An 18982-nucleotide genomic window follows, 5' to 3' on the forward strand; every position below is an offset into this window, starting at 1 on the left:
ACAGCTATGAAAATAACATTTTACGGTCATTCTTGTATTGGAATTGAGGTCGGTGGAAAACACCTGCTCGTTGACCCGTTTATCTCCGGTAATGAAAAAGCGGCTCATATCGATATCAATACTCTGAGGGCTGATTATATTCTAATTACGCATGCGCATTTCGACCATATTTTAGACGCTGAAACAATTGCTAAAAACAACAATTCAGTCATTGTGTCCAATTGGGAAATAGCTACTTATTTTGGCAATAAAGGTTTGCAATACCATCCGATGAATATTGGCGGAAGCTGGCAATTCGATTTTGGTAAAGTAAAATATGTGGCTGCTGTACATTCCAGTTCGTTTCCCGACGGCAGTTACGGTGGCAATCCGGGCGGATTTGTAATCGAAGGTGAACACAAAAATATTTATATTTCAGGTGATACGGCTTTGACCATGGACATGAAGTTGATTCCGATGCGAACTAAGCTCGATTTGGCCATTTTTCCAATTGGAAATTGCTTTACGATGGATATCGAAGATGCAATCATGGCGGCAGATTTTGTTGATTGTGATAAGATATTGGGTTGTCATTTTGATACCTTCGGATTTATTGTAATCAATCACGACGAAGCTAAAAAGAAGTTCTTCGATGCCGGAAAAGATTTAATGTTACTTGAAATAGGTGAAAGCATTTCACTTTAAATAAATATAAAAAAAGAGTGTCAGTTTTGGCACTCTTCTTGTTTTAGGAACGAAAAACATCTTATGAAATTTTCAATTTTAGGATTACTATTGGTCTTTACTTCATTAACTTTTGCACAAAGTAACGAAGGTTTTTGGGACAACATCAGAACAACAAATGAAACCATTTTACTCGATGCCGGAAAGCGAAAAGCCATTAAAACAGCCGATTTTCCTGTCGGTACAACCGAAGTAGTTTACAGAATTTCGCTTCTAGACGACAATCAAAAGATAAGTTCGAGCTTGGTTTCAGTGTTGAAAGCTATTCCGGATCCAACGGGAATAAGTCAAGGCGCTGCAGGAACGGTGTTTTTGCTTTCTTCTATATCAGGTGATGACAAGTGCCAATTTTATGTGTTTACCAATGAAAATGACGCTTTGCAATACGAGAAAACGGGTATGGCTAAAAATGCCTGTATCGCTCAGGACGAACCGGTAAATAAAGCGGCTAAACTACTTACGGATAAGTCGAAATGCCTACCGCCAGGTGCTCAAAATCTATGGTTCGGGTTTCAAAGCGACAATTGGGTAATGAAAGAGAAAATCGTTTTAGAGGTCGTGCCGTGGGTAAATTACAGTTTGAGAAGCGGTTGGACTGTTGAAAACAAAAAGGAATTATTAGCCTCGGCTTCTAAGTTAGAAGTCGTGAATTATCTCTCTAAAAAAGACCAGTTTTACGGTTTGTTTTTGGAAATTATAACTGCGAAATATAACTACGCTGATTTTAAACAGTTATTAGCTTCCGAGAAAAATAGAGCTATTGAAATCGCTGCGGAAGAAAGCTTGACCAAATCAGGAGAAATTAATAAATGGAGTCAAGTCATTTTCGATAAAAGCACAAAGCTATTTAATGACGGAAAAACCAGCGAAGCCATTGATTTGATTCAATCGGAATTGATTGCTAAGAATCGAGCAGATTATAAAGCTTACAAAATGCTGGGCGATTATTATTTGCTGTCAAATCAATATTCAAAAGCGGAAGAAGCTTATAATAAAGGATTAAAATTAAACCCTTCGGAAATCATTTTTAATCTCGATTTGGCGCATGTGTATCTGTTCACGGATAGGCTTTCGAAAGCCAAAGACATTCATAAAAAGTACTTCAATCAAAGTTTGTCCAACGGAAAATCTTGGGCAGCACAAGTCAAAATTGATTTCTTAAACTTTGAAAAAAGAGGCTTGTCAACGAATAATTTCAAAAAAATTCTACGCATTTTAGACTAAAAAAGTGAAAGCAACTTATCATAAATATGTGCTCCATTTCAAGCAGCCTTCAGGAACTTCTCGAGGTGTTTTGACGGACAAAGAAACTTGGTTTATTGTACTCGAAAAAGACAGTAAAAAAGGCATAGGTGAGTGTGGCATTTTACGCGGATTATCGGTAGATGATCGACCGGATTATGAAGAAAAATTGCAATGGGTTTGTGCAAATATTCACCTTGGTGAAGCAAAATTATGGCAAGAATTAATGGAATTTCCTTCGATTCAATTCGGAATAGAGATGGCTTTTTTGTCTTTGAAAAGTGAAAATCCGTTCGTTTTATTTCCGTCTAAATTTACTTCCGGAGAAAAATCAATCGTCATTAACGGACTCGTTTGGATGGGTGATGAAGCCTTCATGAAAAGTCAAATTGAAGCCAAAATCGCTGAAGGTTTTTCGTGTATAAAAATGAAGATTGGAGCGATAGATTTCGACAAGGAATTGGCTCTATTGCGCTTTATTCGTCAAAATTTTGATGAGAAAACGATTGAAATCCGAGTCGATGCTAACGGTGCTTTTTCTGAAAATGAAGCTTTAGATAAAATTAATCAAATAACTGGTTTTAAATTACATAGCATAGAGCAACCGATTCAAAAAAATCATACTGACACGATGTCAGTTTTGTGTAAAAGTACTAATTTACCCATCGCTTTAGACGAAGAGCTTATTGGTGTGTTTTCTTTTGAAGACAAGGAAGCATTATTGCAAAAAATCAATCCGCAATATATCATTTTGAAGCCGAGTTTTATTGGTGGATTTCGCGGCACATTGGAATGGATTTCGCTTGCCGAAAAATTAAATATCGGTTGGTGGATTACTTCCGCTTTAGAAAGTAATATCGGTTTGAACGCGATTGCCCAATTTACTTTTTTGCAAAATAATTTGATGCCGCAAGGTTTAGGCACCGGAAGTTTGTATACTAATAATTTTGCTTGTCCGCTACAAGTTTCGCAAGGCCAACTTTGGTATCGAAATGACCTCGATTGGAAGTTCGATTTCGATCAAGTATAAACTCTGTGAATCTCTAAAAATCTCTGTGAATCTCCGTGTAATTTTTTATGGTTACACAGAGATTCACGGAGTAAAAAAGAGTCTCACAGAGTTTGAAATTAAACCTTAATTTTTCTTGACTTCTTAATGTTTCAATTTACTTTCCCCAATCAATTTTTCTCGAGAAATACATCACCGCGCCAAGGATGAAAAACAAGCCAATGCTTCCTACCAAAAGCGCATAATCTTCCATTTGGATAATCACATAAATAAACGTGTACAAAACGGAAAGTGACGTCGCAATAAACATTGGAAATTTTCTATTTTTCAAAATCGAAATCGAATAGAGCGTAATCATACCCACAACGGCAATTCCGGAAATACCATACGCTAAACTAAAACTGCTGTGTTCGGTAATCGAAATCAATAAAGTGTAGAACATAATTAGTGCGATTCCAATCATCGAGTATTGAAAAATATGGATGTTGATTTTGCTTATCGACTGAATTAAGAAGAAAATCAGGAACGTCAAACCGATTACAAGGAAGCCATACTTAGAAACGCGTTCGTTTTGCTGGTATTCGTCCACTGTTTCAATAAATTTTACACCAAAGAGATAATCATCCAAATTGGGCAAAACATTCGCGTATTGCTGAGAAAACGTGCGGTTGATGTCTAACACTTTCCAATCGACGTGAAATCCGTCTTTGTTAACAACTTTTGTAGTGTCATTCGCTGCAAAGGAACCTTCAAAACTTGGCGATTCCCAATCAGAGTCGATAGCCACATTTGTCACTTTTCCAATCGGAATGAAATTAATACTGTTACTTCCGTTATATGTGATTCCGAAATTGAAATGGATTGTATTATTTCCGGCTAATGTCTTGTAATCAAATATATTGGTGGCCAAAACGCTGTAATTGCTTTTCTCATCGGGTTGTGGTTCGAAAGTTAGTTTGTCATTATTCAATTGAATTTTTAATTCGCTTTTGATGCTTTTTAAATTCGTTGTTTTAACGATAATAACCGCTTTATCCCATTGAATGCTTTCCTCGGGAATATTGAGTTTGGCAAAATTCGGTGCAGTGAAATTTCCTTTGAAACTCATGTCTGCCGTAAAAACCACCGGATTAAAAAGACCTCGTTTTAAAGATTCGTTTTTCTTTACTTTGGAAGTATTGGTCAATTCATTCGGAAAGAAATAAGCATAATTCGTCGTTGCTCTTCTTTGCAGTGTCGACACACCGGTTTTTTGATCAATGACATTTAAGTTTTCATAAGTGTTATACGGAATTCGTAAAACCGGACCATAAAAAGCGACATCGCTTCCCCAAAGGTTGGAAACCTCGTTTACGACTTCTGATTTTCGTTGGGAACGTTCTTTTATCAAATCCTGAACAAAAAATAATGGGATAAGTAAAAAAAGCGTGAGTGCACCGACCATAATCATCTTGGCGGTAGTTGATTGAAAGAATGTTTTTTCTTCGGTAATTGGGTGTTCTTGAAATTCTTGATTTTCCATGATGTGACGTTTAAATAAGATTAAAATTTGTAAAATATGATGTAGAGATACAATAATGCAATTGGGATATTAGCCAGCATGATCAACATTTTGATCGTTAAAGCTTCTCGTTCTTGGGGTTTTGTAAAAAATTGAAAGAGCAAATACAGAAAGACAAATAGATTTATCAGAAAAGCGAAAAGCAAATAGAAATAGCCAATGAAATAGAGCAATCCAAATTCAGGAAGAATGAGATGAGTTAGAAATAGTAATGTCCCAATACCAAAAGAACCCATAGCCAAATAGGTTGAAAATTGGCCTGAACTTTCGGTTTTGTTAATGAGTTGTGTTTCCATAAGTTTGATTGTTTGAGATTAAATTCTTTTTGATTAAAAAGGAGAAATAAATGAATATGCCAAAGTGCATTGAAAATAATATCGATTTAAGCGAAATAGCCATTTGGAACAAATCGAATCCTAAGTCAATCGGGTTGCTGATGATATCCCAACTGTTGTAGCGCAAAATACGCCCGATGTAAATTCCGAAACCGCACAGTATGCAAATGGTTGGAATAATAATGTTGGTGTTTTTTTTCGTTGTAAAGTGCTGGGTTATTTTTTCAAAATGAAGTAAAGACAGTAATCCAAAAGCAAAACCAATCAAGGCATGTGAGCTAACAATAATCAAATCGAGCCAAAAAATGTGTCCGTTTGAACGGGCCAAATGGACTAAATCGGTGATGATGTAAAACGCATTTGGCATAAAAGCCAACCAAACTGCTGAAATGGTTAAGACCTTAAGTTTGGATGATTTTTTTAAGTCTAATGTCAATAAATGCGATGAAATCACATAGGGAATCACCGCCAAGAATAGGTTCCAAATTAGGAAAAACAAGTAAACAGAATTGGTTATTTTGGCTCTGACTAATAAAAGCGAAAGACAATAAATACCATAAAAAAGCAACAGTTGGTTGACTTTCTTGTTTTGATTGAAGAGTTTTAAAACTAAGTTCATTTATTTGATATTAAAAGAAGTTTGAATGGTTTGAATTGGCAGATGCAGCATTTTTTCGAAAGCTAAATGGTGAAAATGATGTGCGGCTTTGCCACGATTATAATAGTTTGTAAATGTTTTGAGTCGGGTAGGATAGAACAAAGTTCCAATGCTGATAACCATATACAAATAGGCGCTTTTTTTGCCGTTGCCCCATAAATAATACTGCATTCCAATTTCTTCAACGACCGAAACACCGGTATTGGTCAGTACGTGAATCACATCATGGTCTTCGAGTTTAGGTTGCATTTCAAAGTTGTATTTAAGCAAAAAACAACCCATGTGAAAACCCAGACTTTCTTGCGGATACTGAATCAGTTCTTTGGCGGTTACATTCCAAGGGTCATTCTTTTTGAAGAATTTTTGGTAGGGCTTTTTGCTCCACTCATACATTTTTTCGATGATTAAATCTCTCATAAATAGAATTAAAAGTACTTTGTTTTTCAAAGTAAATAGATAAAAAAATAGTTTTAGCTTTTCGATATTAATTTTTCAAGCGCTTCAATGTGATCCTGAAAGGCTTTTTTTCCGGTTGCTGTTGCGATGTAGCGCGTGTTGGGTTTCTTTCCTATAAATTGTTTTTCAATCATGATATAGTCTTCAATTTCTAAGGCTTTGGTATGACTAGCCAAGTTGCCGTCTGTAACACCAAGTAATTCTTTCAGCATATTAAAATCGGCACTTTCGTTGACCATCAATACCGACATGATCCCCAAACGTATTCGGTGATCAAAGGCTTTGTTGATATTTTGGATAATGTTTTTCACTTACTTAATTTCTATCGTATTTATAATACATTACCGCGCCGTAAATAATATGACAAATTCCGAAACCAAGAATCCACACATATAAGCCATAACCTGAATATTCAACAGCAATTAAGCCTAAAATAATTTCGGTGATGCCTAAATAACGAACGTCACGTAAAGTATATTTACTGGCATTCACGCAAGCTAATCCGTAAAATATCAGAGATATAGGTGCAATCAGTCCATAAATACCGTGTCTCAATAAAAGTAAGCACAAAATACCGCCGGTAAACAACGGAATGCAAAAATTAATTAACAGTCTTTTCGACGATGGATTCCATACTTTTTCACCTACTTTCTTAGCCTTATTCACAGTCATAACATAAGCCGTTATTAAGGATAAGATTAATACGACCATTGCTACTGCAACAATTTGTTTAAAAGTGGTGCTTTCTAAAGTGATGTACCTTGAATGGTGATTGTCTATTAAAAAGTTGACCACGACTGCTCCGCCTAAAGCATACAATCCGGCCATAATTCCCGATAAACCGCTCAAAGAAATAAACTGAGTCGATTGCGCCATCATTTGTTTGATGTCTTGAATGTCTTTTAGATAATCTTTAGCTTCCATATTAAAGTACTTTGAAAAACAAAGTAAATGAATAATTTTTCGTTGACCAAATGTTTTTTCATTTATTTTTGAGAAAATTATTTTTATGAGAAAGCTTCTTTTCGGTTTCTTATTTTTTATGTCAATTGCAACTTTTGCTCAAAGCAAAGATGAGCAAATGCTTAAAGACATTTATAAATTGGCTTTAACGGATTCAAAGTGTTATGCTTGGTTAGATGATTTGTCTAATAAGATAGGTCATAGGTTATCCGGTTCTACCGGCGCAGAAAAAGGAGTCCTTTACACCAAGCAACAATTAGAGGCTTTAGGGCTTGACAAAGTTTTTTTGCAAGAAGTTATGGTGCCCAAATGGGTTAGAGGCGAAAAAGAAACGGCTTATATTTTGGACCAAAAAAATAAAATCAGCGTTCCTATTTGTGCCTTAGGCGGATCAGTTGCCACTCCGAAAAACGGTTTAACAGCTGAGGTAATCGAAGTAAAAAGTCTTAAAGAGTTAGAAACTTTGGGCGAAGCCAAAATCAAAGGTAAAATCGTTTTCTACAATCGTCCGATGGAACCCGAAAATATTGAAACCTTTAAATCTTACGGACATTGTGTGGACCAACGTTATGCCGGTGCCAAAGAAGCCGCGAAGTTTGGTGCAGTAGCTACAATTGTTCGTTCAATGAATTTAAGATTAGATGATTTTCCACATACCGGAACACAAAGTTATGGGGATTTGCCAAAAGAGCAACATATTCCAACGGCTGCTATCAGTACGAATGGCGCCGAATTGTTGAGTCAAAAATTGAAAGTCAATCCGCAGTTGAAATTCTATTTTAAACAATCTTGTCAAAGCTATGATGATGTACTTTCGTACAATGTAGTTGGCGAAATCACCGGATTGGAACATCCGGAGAAAATTATGGTTATTGGCGGACATTTGGATTCCTGGGATTTAGCTGATGGTTCTCATGATGATGGCGCGGGTTGTGTACAAAGTATGGCGGTTTTGGAACTTTTCAAAAAACTGAATTATAAACCGAAGAATACCATTAGAGTAGTTCTTTTTATGAATGAAGAAAATGGTGGAAAAGGAGGAAAACGTTACCAAGAATTATCTCAGGCGAATAAAGAAAACCACATTTTTGCTTTGGAAAGCGATGCAGGCGGATTTACACCAAGAGGTTTTTTCTTTGAATGTGATGACAATAATTTTGAGAAGATTATGAGTTGGAAAACATTGTTTGAACCTTATCTCATTCACAGTTTTGTAAAAGGAGGCACAGGTTCCGACATTAGTCCGTTAACCTCTGCCAAAATAGTCAAAGCCGGATTAAAACCCGATTCACAACGCTATTTTGATTATCATCATGCTGCCAACGATACTTTTGACGCCATCAATAAAAGAGAATTGGAATTAGGAGCAGCAACTATGACGGCGTTAGTTTATTTGTTTGACCAATACGGAATAGATTAATTGAAACCTTCAGAAGTATATATTTTAAACCAACCCGAAAAGTATCGCGATATTTTGCTTCATATCATTGCGGTTGTAGAACATAATTTGCCTGAAGCTACTTTGGAATACAAATGGGGAATACCTTATTTTTATTATAAGAAGAAGCCATTTTGTTATCTTAATGCCAGTCACAAACATCAATTTGTGGATGTTGGTTTTGCCAAAGGGTTTCAATTGAAAAGCAATCAAGAACATTTGGTAGCCGATAATGGCAGAAATACTATAAAGTCATTACGTTATCATACTTTAGAAACAATTGATAATGCAATTTTGATTTCGGTTATAGAAGAATCAAAGATGTTATATTAAAAAAAAAGCCCCTAATTCAGGGGCTTTTTAAATTGATTATTGTTCTCGATTGACATAAATCCAACCGGTTTTTGCGGCATCACCGCTATTAAATTCGATGACATAATAGTAAGTACCATCCGGTAATTCATCTCCTTTATCGGATTGACCTTTCCATTCGTTTCGGTATTGATTTTTACTGTAAACTTTCATTCCGTAACGATTAAAGATAGATAGGTTTTTAACATTCAATTGTGTTAAATCAAAGACGTCATTTTTACCATCATTGTTTACTGATATCCCTTTCTGAATACCACAGAAGATTCTATCTAAAGTGATTGATTCATTTTTGGTACAACCATTAATATCAGTTACAGTTACAGAGAATGTAATAGGCAATTCTTCAATTATTGTTGTTGAATTTAGGTATTCGCTAACATTAAAAGTATTAGAGTTAGTACCTACTAATTGTTGGTCATTAGTAAACCAATTATAATTTGCCGTATTAACATCAAAAGTATTGTTTACTGCTAAAACTTCAAGGATGAATTCATTTCCAACACAATTTCCGGAGATGTCAAAATCAAAACCACTTTGCACCGTTACAGTAAGTAGTCCGTTGTTTGCACATTGACCGGCAGTTGGAGTAAATACATAATCTCTTGTAGTTGTATTATCAATTACACTAGGGTTCCATGTACCTGATATTCCCTGAATTGAGGTTAGTGGTAATGAAGGTGCTGTTTCTCCTATGCACAATGGTGCTATCGCATTAAATGTCGGTGTAATATTCGGACTGACAGTAATGGTCAAAGTCGTTGGTAATGCACAAAGACCGCTAGTTGGTGTAAAAGTATAAGTCGTAGTTTGAGTATTATTCAGCGCTGGTAACCAAGTTCCGGTAACTCCATTAGTTGAAGTTGTTGGAAGCGGATTTAATGGGCCACCACTGCAAATTGCTGCAATCGGATCAAACGTTGGAAGTGTAGGTTGGTTTACCGTTATGGTTAAAGCACCTACAGCAGCACATTGCCCCGGATTAGGATTGAAAACATAAACTCCGTTTTGTGTATTATCAACCGTTGAAGGATTCCATGTACCGGTAAAGCCTTCTATTGAAGTTGTAGGCAATACTACGGTAGCTCCACTACAAATTGTAATAGGGGTAAAGGTAGATGGTACAAGAGTGTTTACAGTTATGGTTCCATTTAAGGTTACGGTATTACAACCTCCAGAAGTAGTTACAACATAATTGAACACTCCTGATTCCGTAGGTGTACCAGTAATTATAAATCCACCGCTTGATGGTCCATATGTTCCACTTACTCCTGCAGGCAATCCTGTAACACTAACTGATATAACACTATCAGCATTGTAAACAATATTATTAATAGGTGTATTAATACAAACGGTTTGCTCGTTATTGGCTGAAGCCAAAGTCAAACTAGCAGACGGCAATAAAGTAACAGTTCCTGTAGCGGCTGATGAGCTACAACCTGATGACGTTACGTTTACAGCGTCAAGGAAATTACCAACTGACGGATCAAAACCTGCACTTGATACTGAGACAAATCGTAATCTATAGTTATTACCACCGCTCAAAGGTACTGTATAGTTCAAATTACGCAATACCCATGCAGTGTTCCCGTCTGTAAAGTTTCCTAAACTTACATATGGACCACCAACAGGACCAATTTCGACACCTACAGTATCGTTACCTTGACGTCCTCTGTGAGCAAAAGAAATTTGTAGTTCAGCACCTGGTGTTGTAGTGAAATCTTGGAATACCGTGGCTGTGGTAGTTCCATTCATTTCTATAAACTGACTGCCTTGGTAAGCAAAGACATTTTCAAATCCTGCTGCCGGCCAAACCTCCAAAATTCCATCAGGGGCAGTTGTACTCCAACATGGGACAACATTTTGGTTCAACATATTAGGGAACTGACCTGTCGCCAATGGATTTTCAAAACTACCATTACAAAAAGTAGTAACTAATGGAGTAGCCACAACAGTATAGTTACCCGGAACAGATGTAGTGAAACTGGCTACATTGCCCGGATTAGTAAATCCTGCAGGAACTGTCCATACATAATTGTAAACACCAGGAACCTGAGCTGTAGCGGTTATCGTTGTGCTTTGACCGTTACAGATATCTTCGCTGTTGACAGTAATTATTGGAGCTCCCGGATCAGCTAAAGTGGCTATTTCATTTGAAGCGAAACTACAATTTGTTGTCACAAGATTAAAATTAGTATAAACTCCTGCGTTTAGTCCTGTTAATACAATCAATCCGTTTGAGTCTGAAGTTAAATTTGAAGGTCCAACTAAGACAGTGTCATCAGTATATGTTACAGCATATGTTTGATTTGGAACTAAGTTACTGATAGTAATCGTACCCGTAGTTCCTGCACAAGTTAAAGGATTAGTACTTGTTATCAATGCTGTTGAAGAGGCATTCAGAGTGATTGTATTTGTTGAGTTAATAGCACAACCGTTAACCGTCAGGTTGAAGTTAGAATAAGAACCATTGTTTAATCCAGTTAAGGTATAATTTCCATTACTGTCTGATGCAATTGTAATTGGTCCTATTGGAGTGCTATCATCAGAATAAGTCAATGAGTACGTGGTGTTTGGAGCCAAACTTCCAATGGTAATAGTACCATCAGCAGTTGTACAATCAGACGGAGCTGTGAAAGTAAAAGTTGGATTGGCTTGTAAAGTATAAGTAGCTATAAAATTGGCACCATTGTTATTGATTAAGATTGTATCATCACATTCAGAAGTTGAATTCACATCTCCTGTAATATCATAGAATACTTCAATAACATAATCTCCTGCTGCAAAGGCAGTTAAATCAACTGGGAATTCCAAGTCGGTTAGTACTCTTTGCCATTTTTGATCTCCTGTGTTACATGGGCCTCCACTAGGGAAAGAACCTCCGGAACAATCATCAAGGAATGGTAAATTAATCACTGTAAACGCGCCCGGAGTTCCAGATGCAGGATAAACCCTGTAATTTAAACGGGCACTGCAAACATTAGCAGTTGCACTTTTAAATGTTTTTACTTCTCCACCTCTTAATTTGAATGTGTTAGAGTTGGTTAAATATGTTCCAAAATCAGTATTTGGGAAAATATTTTGAGCCGGTCCAATGATTGAAGTTCCGGAACCGACTGTGTTAAAGAAGTTACCGGTTTCACAATTGGTCAACCAGACTGCACTTGCATAACTTCCGAAAGCACAATTCTGGTAAACGGTAACGACCAAAGTAGTTGTTGTTGCGCATTGTCCCTCGTTAGGGGTAAATGTATAGGTTAAAGTTTGAGTGTTGTCAACTGTTGTTGGAAACCAAGTTCCTGAAATACCATTCAATGCAGTAGTTGGTAAAGTTGGCGCTACATCTCCACTACAAATTGGAGCTGGAGATAAGAAAGTCGGCGTAACTGTTAAATTTGCTACCAAATTAAATGTTCTAATGGTATAGCAACCGGTAATGTTGTTTTCTACTCTAACATAAATAACTTGTAAGTTTTCTGTTGTATTGGTATACAATAATGGCAAAGCATTTGTTTCAGCAATTGCGTCTTCATTGGTTGCATAATAAGTTACAGTATGTGTATTTGAATCTAAACCACCTAAAGCAGCACTATTATTTTGACCCAAATCAAATTGAGCAAAACCTGTAGCATTGCAAACAACCAAGTTATTTGGAGTTCCTGGTACTAATGGTTCATAATACTCAATAGTGATTGAATCGCTAGAGGTACAAGTTGTACCTATATATTGAATGGTAACTCCATAAACTCCCGGTTGGGTAATGGTTAGGTTTGGTCCTGTTTCATTTGGAATAACATTAACTCCATTGGTCCATACAAAATTATAAAGAGCCGGATTTAAACCTGAGGTAATCGTATAGCTTGTTCCCGCACACAAAGCAGTATTGTTGGCTTGGAGAAAATCTTCTCCCAATTCAATATTACCAATGTCTAAACTACCACCTTCAAGGAAAACCGCTGAATCAAAACTATTATCCAATCGGTCAGCAATAACTAATTTAATGTGGTATTGGTTGCCTGGTATAACAGGTGATGTTGCTGTAAGTGGCACTGTAATACCATTAAAATTTGTAGGAGAACCTAATGGATCTAATCCTCCAAATCCATAAAAGGCATCAAAATATTGTTCGTTTACTGAACCACAACCATTGTTGTATTGATTGTCTCTTATGGTTACTACAGAAACCGGAGTAGTGGTATTAGGAATTACAGCTAAATTGGTGGTTATTCCAGTTGAAATATCTGTTAATAAAAAGGCAAATGCATCAGAGTAGGCACATTGGAATGTACCATATTCTTCTGAAGCAAAAATAAAGTTGAAGTTGATCTCACTAACCAAAGGCACAAAATCAAATTCCAATTTAGTAGCATTTCTTGAATTCATTGGATCGCCGGTCGCTGCTAAAATAATAGCCTCTAATTCAGCATCACCTGTCCAAGCTTGATTACCATCACCAAGTGTCGTTGTATTTGGACCCGGTGCACTCATCGCATTTCCTGTAGTTAAAACGATTCCTTCACTAAAAGGAAATCCAGAACCGTTTTGATTAAAATAGGCGATACCATTGGTAGAACCAAAATTACTTCCTGTTGAAGAGGTCACATTAGAAACACTTGCACAAGTAGAATTTAAGAACACATCTTCTACCAATTGAAGTGTAGTATATGTTGTATTGTTTGTTGAAATTGGAGGCGGAATGGTTCCAATGCAAACATCAAAAGTAGAAGTCTGTCCTGGTGTTGATGTCCAAGAATATACTCTCACATAATAAGTTTGTCCAACAACCAAATTATTAGCAATACTTTGATTGTCATCACTACAATATAACTGGTTTAAAGTACCACAATTACCATTGTAAAGTACGTGAAATAAGTCAGTTGTACTTCCTAAAACATTATTTAGTGTAACGGTATGAGATGTAGTCGTTGCTGTAAAGGAAAACCAAACATCATCATCATCATTACCGCCACAAGTGTTAGGTTGCGGAGAAGCAGTAGCTCCTATGATAGTCCCCGATACAAATTGAGCACAAGAAGTGTCAGGATTTACCGGAGCAATGATGGCATTTGCACATTCATCATTTGAGATTAAAGTCGCAAAAGTTACTGGATTTGACCAAAGACTGATGTCAGTATCACTACAAAATGACCTAACATATACTTTGTAAAGTGTTCCTGAGTTTAAACTGTTATAAACAAATGGATTTGTTGTAGCTGTCACCCAGCCAGTAGTTGAAGCATCCGGAGCTGGTGCATTGGCAGGTAAAAACAATACTTGCCAAGTTGTCGCTGAACCAATTTCAGTCCAAGCCACAGTAGCACCTGTTTGGGTTACGTTTGAAACTACTAATGCAGTAGGTTTTGGACAGGTTGGAGGAGGATTACACGTAACATTAGCAACCCATCCCGGATTGTTAACAAAACCATCACTTCTAAATCTAAAAGTTAGACAGCCATTAACACTTGATGAGGTAAAAGGACCTGGGATTGTAGTTCCCCAATAACCACCGGCTAAACCACCAGGAACATTGCCCGCTGGGTTATCACTGGCTATTTGAGGTGCAGTAATTGAATTTCCGTCAAAAACATACAAGGCATCCCAATTGGTTTCTGTATCAAATTCGGTAAAAGTTACGGTTACTTGGTCTCCCGGATTGACAGGGCAAATGGTTACTGTAGAATCTGAATTGTTTGCATAGTTAGCATTTGGTCCAGCGGCATCTACAAATATACCACCACATATTGGAGGTGCCACTTGAGTAGTAATGGTTCTTGGTCCGGCCCATAAACTAACTCCGTCAGTCCCACAATTTCCTCTTACGTAGATGTCATAACATGTTGTTGGATTCAATCCGGTTAAGGTAAACGGATTGGTTGAAGCAGCAATCCATCCTGTTGAGCCCGCTGTTGGTGGAGCAGAATTACACGGCAACGCCAATATTTCCCAAGAAGTGGCAATACCAACGTTAGTCCAGCCAACTACGGTTGAGTTTGATGTAACCGTTGTGGCCGTCATACCTGTTGGTTGTTGACAAACCGGTGCCGGTGCACAAGTGATGTTAGCTATCCATCCCGGATTGTTAACAAAACCATCGCTTCTGAATCTGAAAGTCAAACAACCTGTTACACTTGATGAGGTGAATGGGCCAGGTATAGCTGTACCCCAATAACCTCCTGCTAAACCTCCCGGAACATTACCGGCTGGGTTGGTGCTGGCTATTTGTGGAGCAGCGATAGAATTTCCATCAAAAACATATAAAGCATCCCAAGTAGCTTCAGTATTAAAAGAAGTAAAAGTAACGGTTACCAATTCGCCCGGAATGGTTGGACAAATAGTAACGGTAGAATCTGAATTATTTGGGTAATTATCAGTAGGACCACCAGTGTCAACAAAATTTCCACCACAGATAGGCGGCGCTACTAATGTAGTTATACTTCTAGGTCCTGCCCACAAACTTACTCCATCAGTACCACAATTGCCTCTTACGTATAAGTTATAACAAGTAGCAGAAGATAATCCGGTAAGTTGAAAAGGGTTGGAAGTTGTTTCAGTCCAGCCTGTTGTTGCTGCAGTAGGTGCCGGTGCATTACAAGGTAACGCTAAAACTTGCCACGAAGTAGCAATTCCGACATTAGTCCAGCCAAAAGAAACAGAGTTTGAGGTGATATTGGTTGCCGTCAAAGCACTAGGCTGTTGACAAACCGGTGGAGGCGCACAAGTTACGTTGGCTATCCATCCCGGGTTATTTACAAAACCATCACTTCTGAATCTGAAGGTCAAACACCCATCCGGACTTGAAGAAGTAAATGGTCCTGGAATTGTTGTTCCCCAATAACCTCCTGCTAAACCTCCGGGAACATTACCGGCAGGGTTGGTACTGGCAATTTGAGGTGCTGAAATTGAATTTCCATCAAAAACATATAACGCATCCCAAGTAGCTTCAGTATTAAATGAAGTGAAAGTTACAGTTACTTGTTCTCCTGGAATTGTTGGACAAATGATAACCGTTGAGTCAGAGTTATTGGCATAATTTGTAGTAGGTCCGGCTTCATCAACAAAATTCCCACCACATACTGGAGGTGCAGTCGAAGTAGTAAAAATTGCAGAGGGGCCTACCCATTCACTTTGATATCCTGTTGAACAAATTGCTCTAACATAAAATTTATAGGCTGTATTGGGAAGTAATCCGGAAACAATGTAAGGTAAAGTGCCATTGTAAATCACTCCAACACCGGTTGGTGTTCCAGCTGCAGGTACAACTTCAATTTCCCATGTGGTGGCGCCACTTGGGTTGCCCCAACTTAAACTAGCGGTACTTTCTGAGGTTACTGTAGCTGTTAACGCTGTTGGATTTAAACATTGCTCATTGATACTGACATTGTCCACTAACCAACGATCACCAGAGCCTGCAAGACCCGCTACTTGTTGGTTGTGTACTTTAACAAAAGAAACATAAACTTGTTGGTTGTGATAAATGGCAGGAAAGTTAACCACTTTCTCTTCGTATAAATTAAAAGTTGTAGTTAAATCTACCTCAGTCCATTGTTGGATTACAGTATAGGCAGCCGGATTGGTTTGTGATGCCGAAGCTGGTGCAACCCTAATCTGATAGACAGTTCCTTGATTTCCTGAAGCAAATGAACGGGTAAAAAAATGAAGTTGTCCATTTACAGGAATTGTAACCAAAGGAGTGGCTAAGAAGTCTTCTGAAATGTCTCCAATATTCATAGTTTCCCTATTGATGTAGGCTGAATTGGTGCCTTGGTAAACAATCGGCGGTTCACTAACAGTATTGTTAATACCCCAACGTTGTCCTAATCCGATGCCATTGTCGAAGACAGCCCAATTTCCTGTGCTTAATGTCCAAGTTGTGCCCGGAAGAGCATCAGGTCCTGTGGTGGATTCAAATCCTTCAGTGGCTAATTGAGAATAAGCGCTTATCGAAAAGCATAAGGTTAATAATAGTAAGGTAATTTTTTTCATAATGGTTGTTTTTTGGTCGGTGGTCAATAGAAAAATTATACTTTAAAAATACCTCCAAAAGCTATGATTCTCTGTAAAAAGAAAAAGTGCTGTGAGGCTTTATCTGAATCGCTATGCGTTGTTCTAATATCATTCATTTCAATATATCCACCTTTTAATTCGGTCTGAATAAAAAAGTGTTTGAAAAAAGTAAAGTTCAATCCTACTTTAGCAGAAAGACCATAACCTGCAATATTAAAATCATCATGTCTTTCTTTGCCTAATAACATGGCATTGGTTTTTGGATATAGAAAACCGGCGCCAATTCCTTCTGTGATATTCAATTGAAATTTATCTGTATTTCTAATGTTTAACCATTTGGAAATATCATCAACTCTTGAAAATTCGGTGTTCACATAATTTAAACCATCAGTATGTTCAAAAGTTAAAAAATCTTCGGTCAGAACGATAAGGTCATTGTTATAGGTTCCGTCAAAAATAGTTCCGTCATTAATTTCACCATTTATCTTCACTACTTGATTTTGGTTCATTACATATTTCATGTGGTCAAATCCAATAGAAATATTGTAATGGTCGTTTATAAAATATCCGATTCTCAAATTGGTTTGAGGAATCGTCATTCTGGCAGGATTCAAATAATCCAAATGCCAACCTTTTGGCTTGTCACCTGCACTAACATTGTGCAATGTGAAATCGTAATTATCTCCTTTAAAATGGATATCCGATTTTGAAAAGCTTTCTCGATTTCCACCCCAAAAAACATAAAACTTACCCTTGTTATGAGCAGTATATTTGTCAGGATTGGTTTTCTCTTCTTGCGCAGAAATAATTTGTGCTTGCGCCATTAATGTCACTAATGAGAATAAAAATATTTTTTTCAAGGCTTGTAAATAAGTTTAGAACGTGTTTATTGTTTTTCTGATGGCTACCAGTCTTGTCATTAAACCTTCGAAATAGTCTAAATGTAACATATTAGCGCCATCGCTTTTGGCATTTGTCGGATCAAAATGGGTTTCTATAAAAATTCCGTCTACGCCAACTGCAATTCCGGCTTTGGCAATAGTTTCAATCATATCAGGTCTTCCTCCGGTTACACCAATAGTTTGATTGGGTTGTTGTAAAGAATGGGTAACATCTAGTACTGTAGAAGCATATTGTTGCATTGTTGGAATACCACGAAAATCAACAATCATATCTTGATAACCAAACATGGTTCCTCTGTCGGTAACCATTACGTTTTGGTTGTTGCAATCTAAAACTTTTTGAACAGCGTGTTTCATACTTTCCGGGCTCATAAATTGGCCTTTTTTCAAATTGACCACTTTTCCTGTATTGGCCGCAGCTACGACCAAATCGGTTTGGCGAACTAAAAAGGCAGGAATTTGTAACACGTCTACATATTGCGCAGCCATAGCCGCATCTTCATTAGTATGAATGTCGGTAACTGTTGGTATGTGAAAGGATTCAGAAACTTTACGAAGAATTTTTAACGCTTTTTCATCACCAATGCCCGAGAAACTGTCAATTCGGGAACGATTGGCTTTTTTAAAAGAGCCTTTAAAAACATAGGGGATTTGTAATTTGTCAGTTATAGTAACTAATTTCTCGGCAATTCTCATCGCCATTTCTTCGCCCTCTATGGCACAAGGACCGGCAAGTACGAAGAAATTTCCACTATCGGTATTCTTGATTTGTGGAATGGTATTTATATTCATAAATTTTGGATTTAAAAGTCGCTAAGTTATGAATAATTTGGTAAATTTTACAGATATTTTAATTAGTTATTTTTTGATGGAAAGACCAATAGGGACTAGCAAATAGCCTCTTTCATAAATATTTATGTAAATTTTTATCGGTTTTTTTTGTCCTTCCCATTGCAATTCGTAAATATCTAGGAAACCTGCGCCAACTTCTGTTCTTTTGGTAGGGAATGGACAACAACTTTCTAATTTGGTAAAAGATATTTTTTCCCCATTTGGTCCTGCCAAAGCCCTAAGATATCTTTCTGCATTGAGGTTTTCATCTTTTGTATTCATATAGAAAACATTTACCGGATAATCAGGATCATAACCATATTTTTTATCCTTACTGTATTCTGTTAAAACAAAAACATTGTCCTTTAACTTTGGGGTTGGTGCAGTATTGTCAATATTTTTAATAGTAGATTTTGTGCTGACACAAGAAGAAAGAAGTGAAACCAGCAATGTGAGAAGAATGAGTTTGGAAAATATTTTCATGATTAACT

Annotated in this window: 15 protein-coding genes; 5 read left to right on the top strand and 10 right to left on the bottom strand. The window is 37.1% G+C overall.

From position 1 onward, the window contains the following. Positions 1–6 precede the first annotated feature (6 nt). From ACK4R1_RS06925 to ACK4R1_RS06935, 3 genes are all read left to right on the top strand, one after another. Positions 7–684 carry a metal-dependent hydrolase gene (locus tag ACK4R1_RS06925; RefSeq protein ID WP_409684998.1) on the top strand — a complete coding sequence of 226 codons (678 nt, stop codon included), beginning with the start codon at positions 7–9 and terminating at the stop codon, positions 682–684. Between the two features lie 63 nt (positions 685–747). Further along, complete coding sequence (locus ACK4R1_RS06930) at positions 748–1947, top strand: tetratricopeptide repeat protein (RefSeq protein WP_409685000.1); 1200 nt, start codon at positions 748–750, stop codon at positions 1945–1947. 4 nt (positions 1948–1951) lie between these two features. Then, on the top strand, positions 1952–2995 hold the full coding sequence (locus ACK4R1_RS06935) for an o-succinylbenzoate synthase (protein ID WP_409685002.1): 1044 nt from the start codon (positions 1952–1954) through the stop codon (positions 2993–2995). Positions 2996–3131: 136 nt separating this feature from the next. Here ACK4R1_RS06935 and creD read toward each other — a convergent pair whose 3' ends face one another. The 6 genes from creD to ACK4R1_RS06965 are packed head-to-tail and all read right to left on the bottom strand — an operon-like array spanning position 3132 to position 6908. Next, positions 3132–4496: a cell envelope integrity protein CreD gene (creD, locus tag ACK4R1_RS06940; protein ID WP_409685004.1), complete on the bottom strand. Its 1365-nt coding sequence runs from the start codon at positions 4494–4496 to the stop codon at positions 3132–3134. Between the two features lie 20 nt (positions 4497–4516). Then, positions 4517–4831: a hypothetical protein gene (locus ACK4R1_RS06945; RefSeq protein ID WP_409685006.1), complete on the bottom strand. Its 315-nt coding sequence runs from the start codon at positions 4829–4831 to the stop codon at positions 4517–4519. Beyond that, positions 4812–5489, bottom strand: coding sequence for a DUF1361 domain-containing protein (locus ACK4R1_RS06950; protein WP_409685008.1), 678 nt, complete (start codon positions 5487–5489; stop codon positions 4812–4814). Before ACK4R1_RS06950 ends, ACK4R1_RS06945 begins: the two co-directional genes overlap by 20 nt. Further along, positions 5490–5945, bottom strand: a complete 456-nt coding sequence (locus ACK4R1_RS06955) for a hypothetical protein (RefSeq protein ID WP_409685010.1) — start codon at positions 5943–5945, stop codon at positions 5490–5492. A 53-nt stretch (positions 5946–5998) separates the two neighbouring features. Beyond that, on the bottom strand, positions 5999–6295 hold the full coding sequence (locus tag ACK4R1_RS06960) for a winged helix-turn-helix domain-containing protein (RefSeq protein ID WP_409685012.1): 297 nt from the start codon (positions 6293–6295) through the stop codon (positions 5999–6001). A 4-nt stretch (positions 6296–6299) separates the two neighbouring features. Continuing rightward, complete coding sequence (locus tag ACK4R1_RS06965) at positions 6300–6908, bottom strand: hypothetical protein (protein WP_409685014.1); 609 nt, start codon at positions 6906–6908, stop codon at positions 6300–6302. A gap of 85 nt (positions 6909–6993) precedes the next feature. On the opposite strand from ACK4R1_RS06965, the gene ACK4R1_RS06970 reads away from it, so the two are divergent. Together ACK4R1_RS06970 and ACK4R1_RS06975 are read left to right on the top strand one after the other, a co-directional pair. Continuing rightward, a complete protein-coding gene (locus ACK4R1_RS06970; protein WP_409685016.1) occupies positions 6994–8367 on the top strand; it encodes a M28 family peptidase in 1374 nt (457 codons plus the stop codon). Continuing rightward, on the top strand, positions 8368–8718 hold the full coding sequence (locus tag ACK4R1_RS06975; protein WP_409685018.1) for a DUF1801 domain-containing protein: 351 nt from the start codon (positions 8368–8370) through the stop codon (positions 8716–8718). Between the two features lie 36 nt (positions 8719–8754). Here ACK4R1_RS06975 and ACK4R1_RS06980 read toward each other — a convergent pair whose 3' ends face one another. The 4 genes from ACK4R1_RS06980 to ACK4R1_RS06995 form a co-directional block, all read right to left on the bottom strand. Then, positions 8755–16737 carry a choice-of-anchor L domain-containing protein gene (locus ACK4R1_RS06980; RefSeq protein ID WP_409685020.1) on the bottom strand — a complete coding sequence of 2661 codons (7983 nt, stop codon included), beginning with the start codon at positions 16735–16737 and terminating at the stop codon, positions 8755–8757. A gap of 35 nt (positions 16738–16772) precedes the next feature. After that, entirely contained in the window at positions 16773–17618 is an 846-nt protein-coding gene (locus tag ACK4R1_RS06985; RefSeq protein ID WP_409685023.1) for a hypothetical protein, read from the bottom strand. A 15-nt stretch (positions 17619–17633) separates the two neighbouring features. Continuing rightward, positions 17634–18452: a 3-deoxy-8-phosphooctulonate synthase gene (gene kdsA, locus ACK4R1_RS06990; RefSeq protein ID WP_409685026.1), complete on the bottom strand. Its 819-nt coding sequence runs from the start codon at positions 18450–18452 to the stop codon at positions 17634–17636. A gap of 66 nt (positions 18453–18518) precedes the next feature. Continuing rightward, positions 18519–18974 carry a 2-dehydro-3-deoxyphosphooctonate aldolase gene (locus tag ACK4R1_RS06995; protein ID WP_409685029.1) on the bottom strand — a complete coding sequence of 152 codons (456 nt, stop codon included), beginning with the start codon at positions 18972–18974 and terminating at the stop codon, positions 18519–18521. Positions 18975–18982 lie beyond the last annotated feature (8 nt).

Source organism: Flavobacterium sp. (assembly GCF_046293665.1).
GTDB lineage: Bacteria > Bacteroidota > Bacteroidia > Flavobacteriales > Flavobacteriaceae > Flavobacterium.

Excerpts from the sequence above, each read along its gene's own strand:
- ACK4R1_RS06995 (WP_409685029.1), bottom strand. The coding sequence starts at position 18,974 with ATGAAAATATTTTCCAAACTCATTCTTCTCACATTGCTGGTTTCACTT.
- ACK4R1_RS06950 (WP_409685008.1), bottom strand. The coding sequence starts at position 5,489 with ATGAACTTAGTTTTAAAACTCTTCAATCAAAACAAGAAAGTCAACCAA.
- ACK4R1_RS06965 (WP_409685014.1), bottom strand. The coding sequence starts at position 6,908 with ATGGAAGCTAAAGATTATCTAAAAGACATTCAAGACATCAAACAAATG.
- ACK4R1_RS06925 (WP_409684998.1), top strand. The coding sequence starts at position 7 with ATGAAAATAACATTTTACGGTCATTCTTGTATTGGAATTGAGGTCGGT.
- kdsA (WP_409685026.1), bottom strand. The coding sequence starts at position 18,452 with ATGAATATAAATACCATTCCACAAATCAAGAATACCGATAGTGGAAAT.
- ACK4R1_RS06955 (WP_409685010.1), bottom strand. The coding sequence starts at position 5,945 with ATGAGAGATTTAATCATCGAAAAAATGTATGAGTGGAGCAAAAAGCCC.
- ACK4R1_RS06970 (WP_409685016.1), top strand. The coding sequence starts at position 6,994 with ATGAGAAAGCTTCTTTTCGGTTTCTTATTTTTTATGTCAATTGCAACT.
- ACK4R1_RS06945 (WP_409685006.1), bottom strand. The coding sequence starts at position 4,831 with ATGGAAACACAACTCATTAACAAAACCGAAAGTTCAGGCCAATTTTCA.
- ACK4R1_RS06980 (WP_409685020.1), bottom strand. The coding sequence starts at position 16,737 with ATGAAAAAAATTACCTTACTATTATTAACCTTATGCTTTTCGATAAGC.
- ACK4R1_RS06930 (WP_409685000.1), top strand. The coding sequence starts at position 748 with ATGAAATTTTCAATTTTAGGATTACTATTGGTCTTTACTTCATTAACT.
- creD (WP_409685004.1), bottom strand. The coding sequence starts at position 4,496 with ATGGAAAATCAAGAATTTCAAGAACACCCAATTACCGAAGAAAAAACA.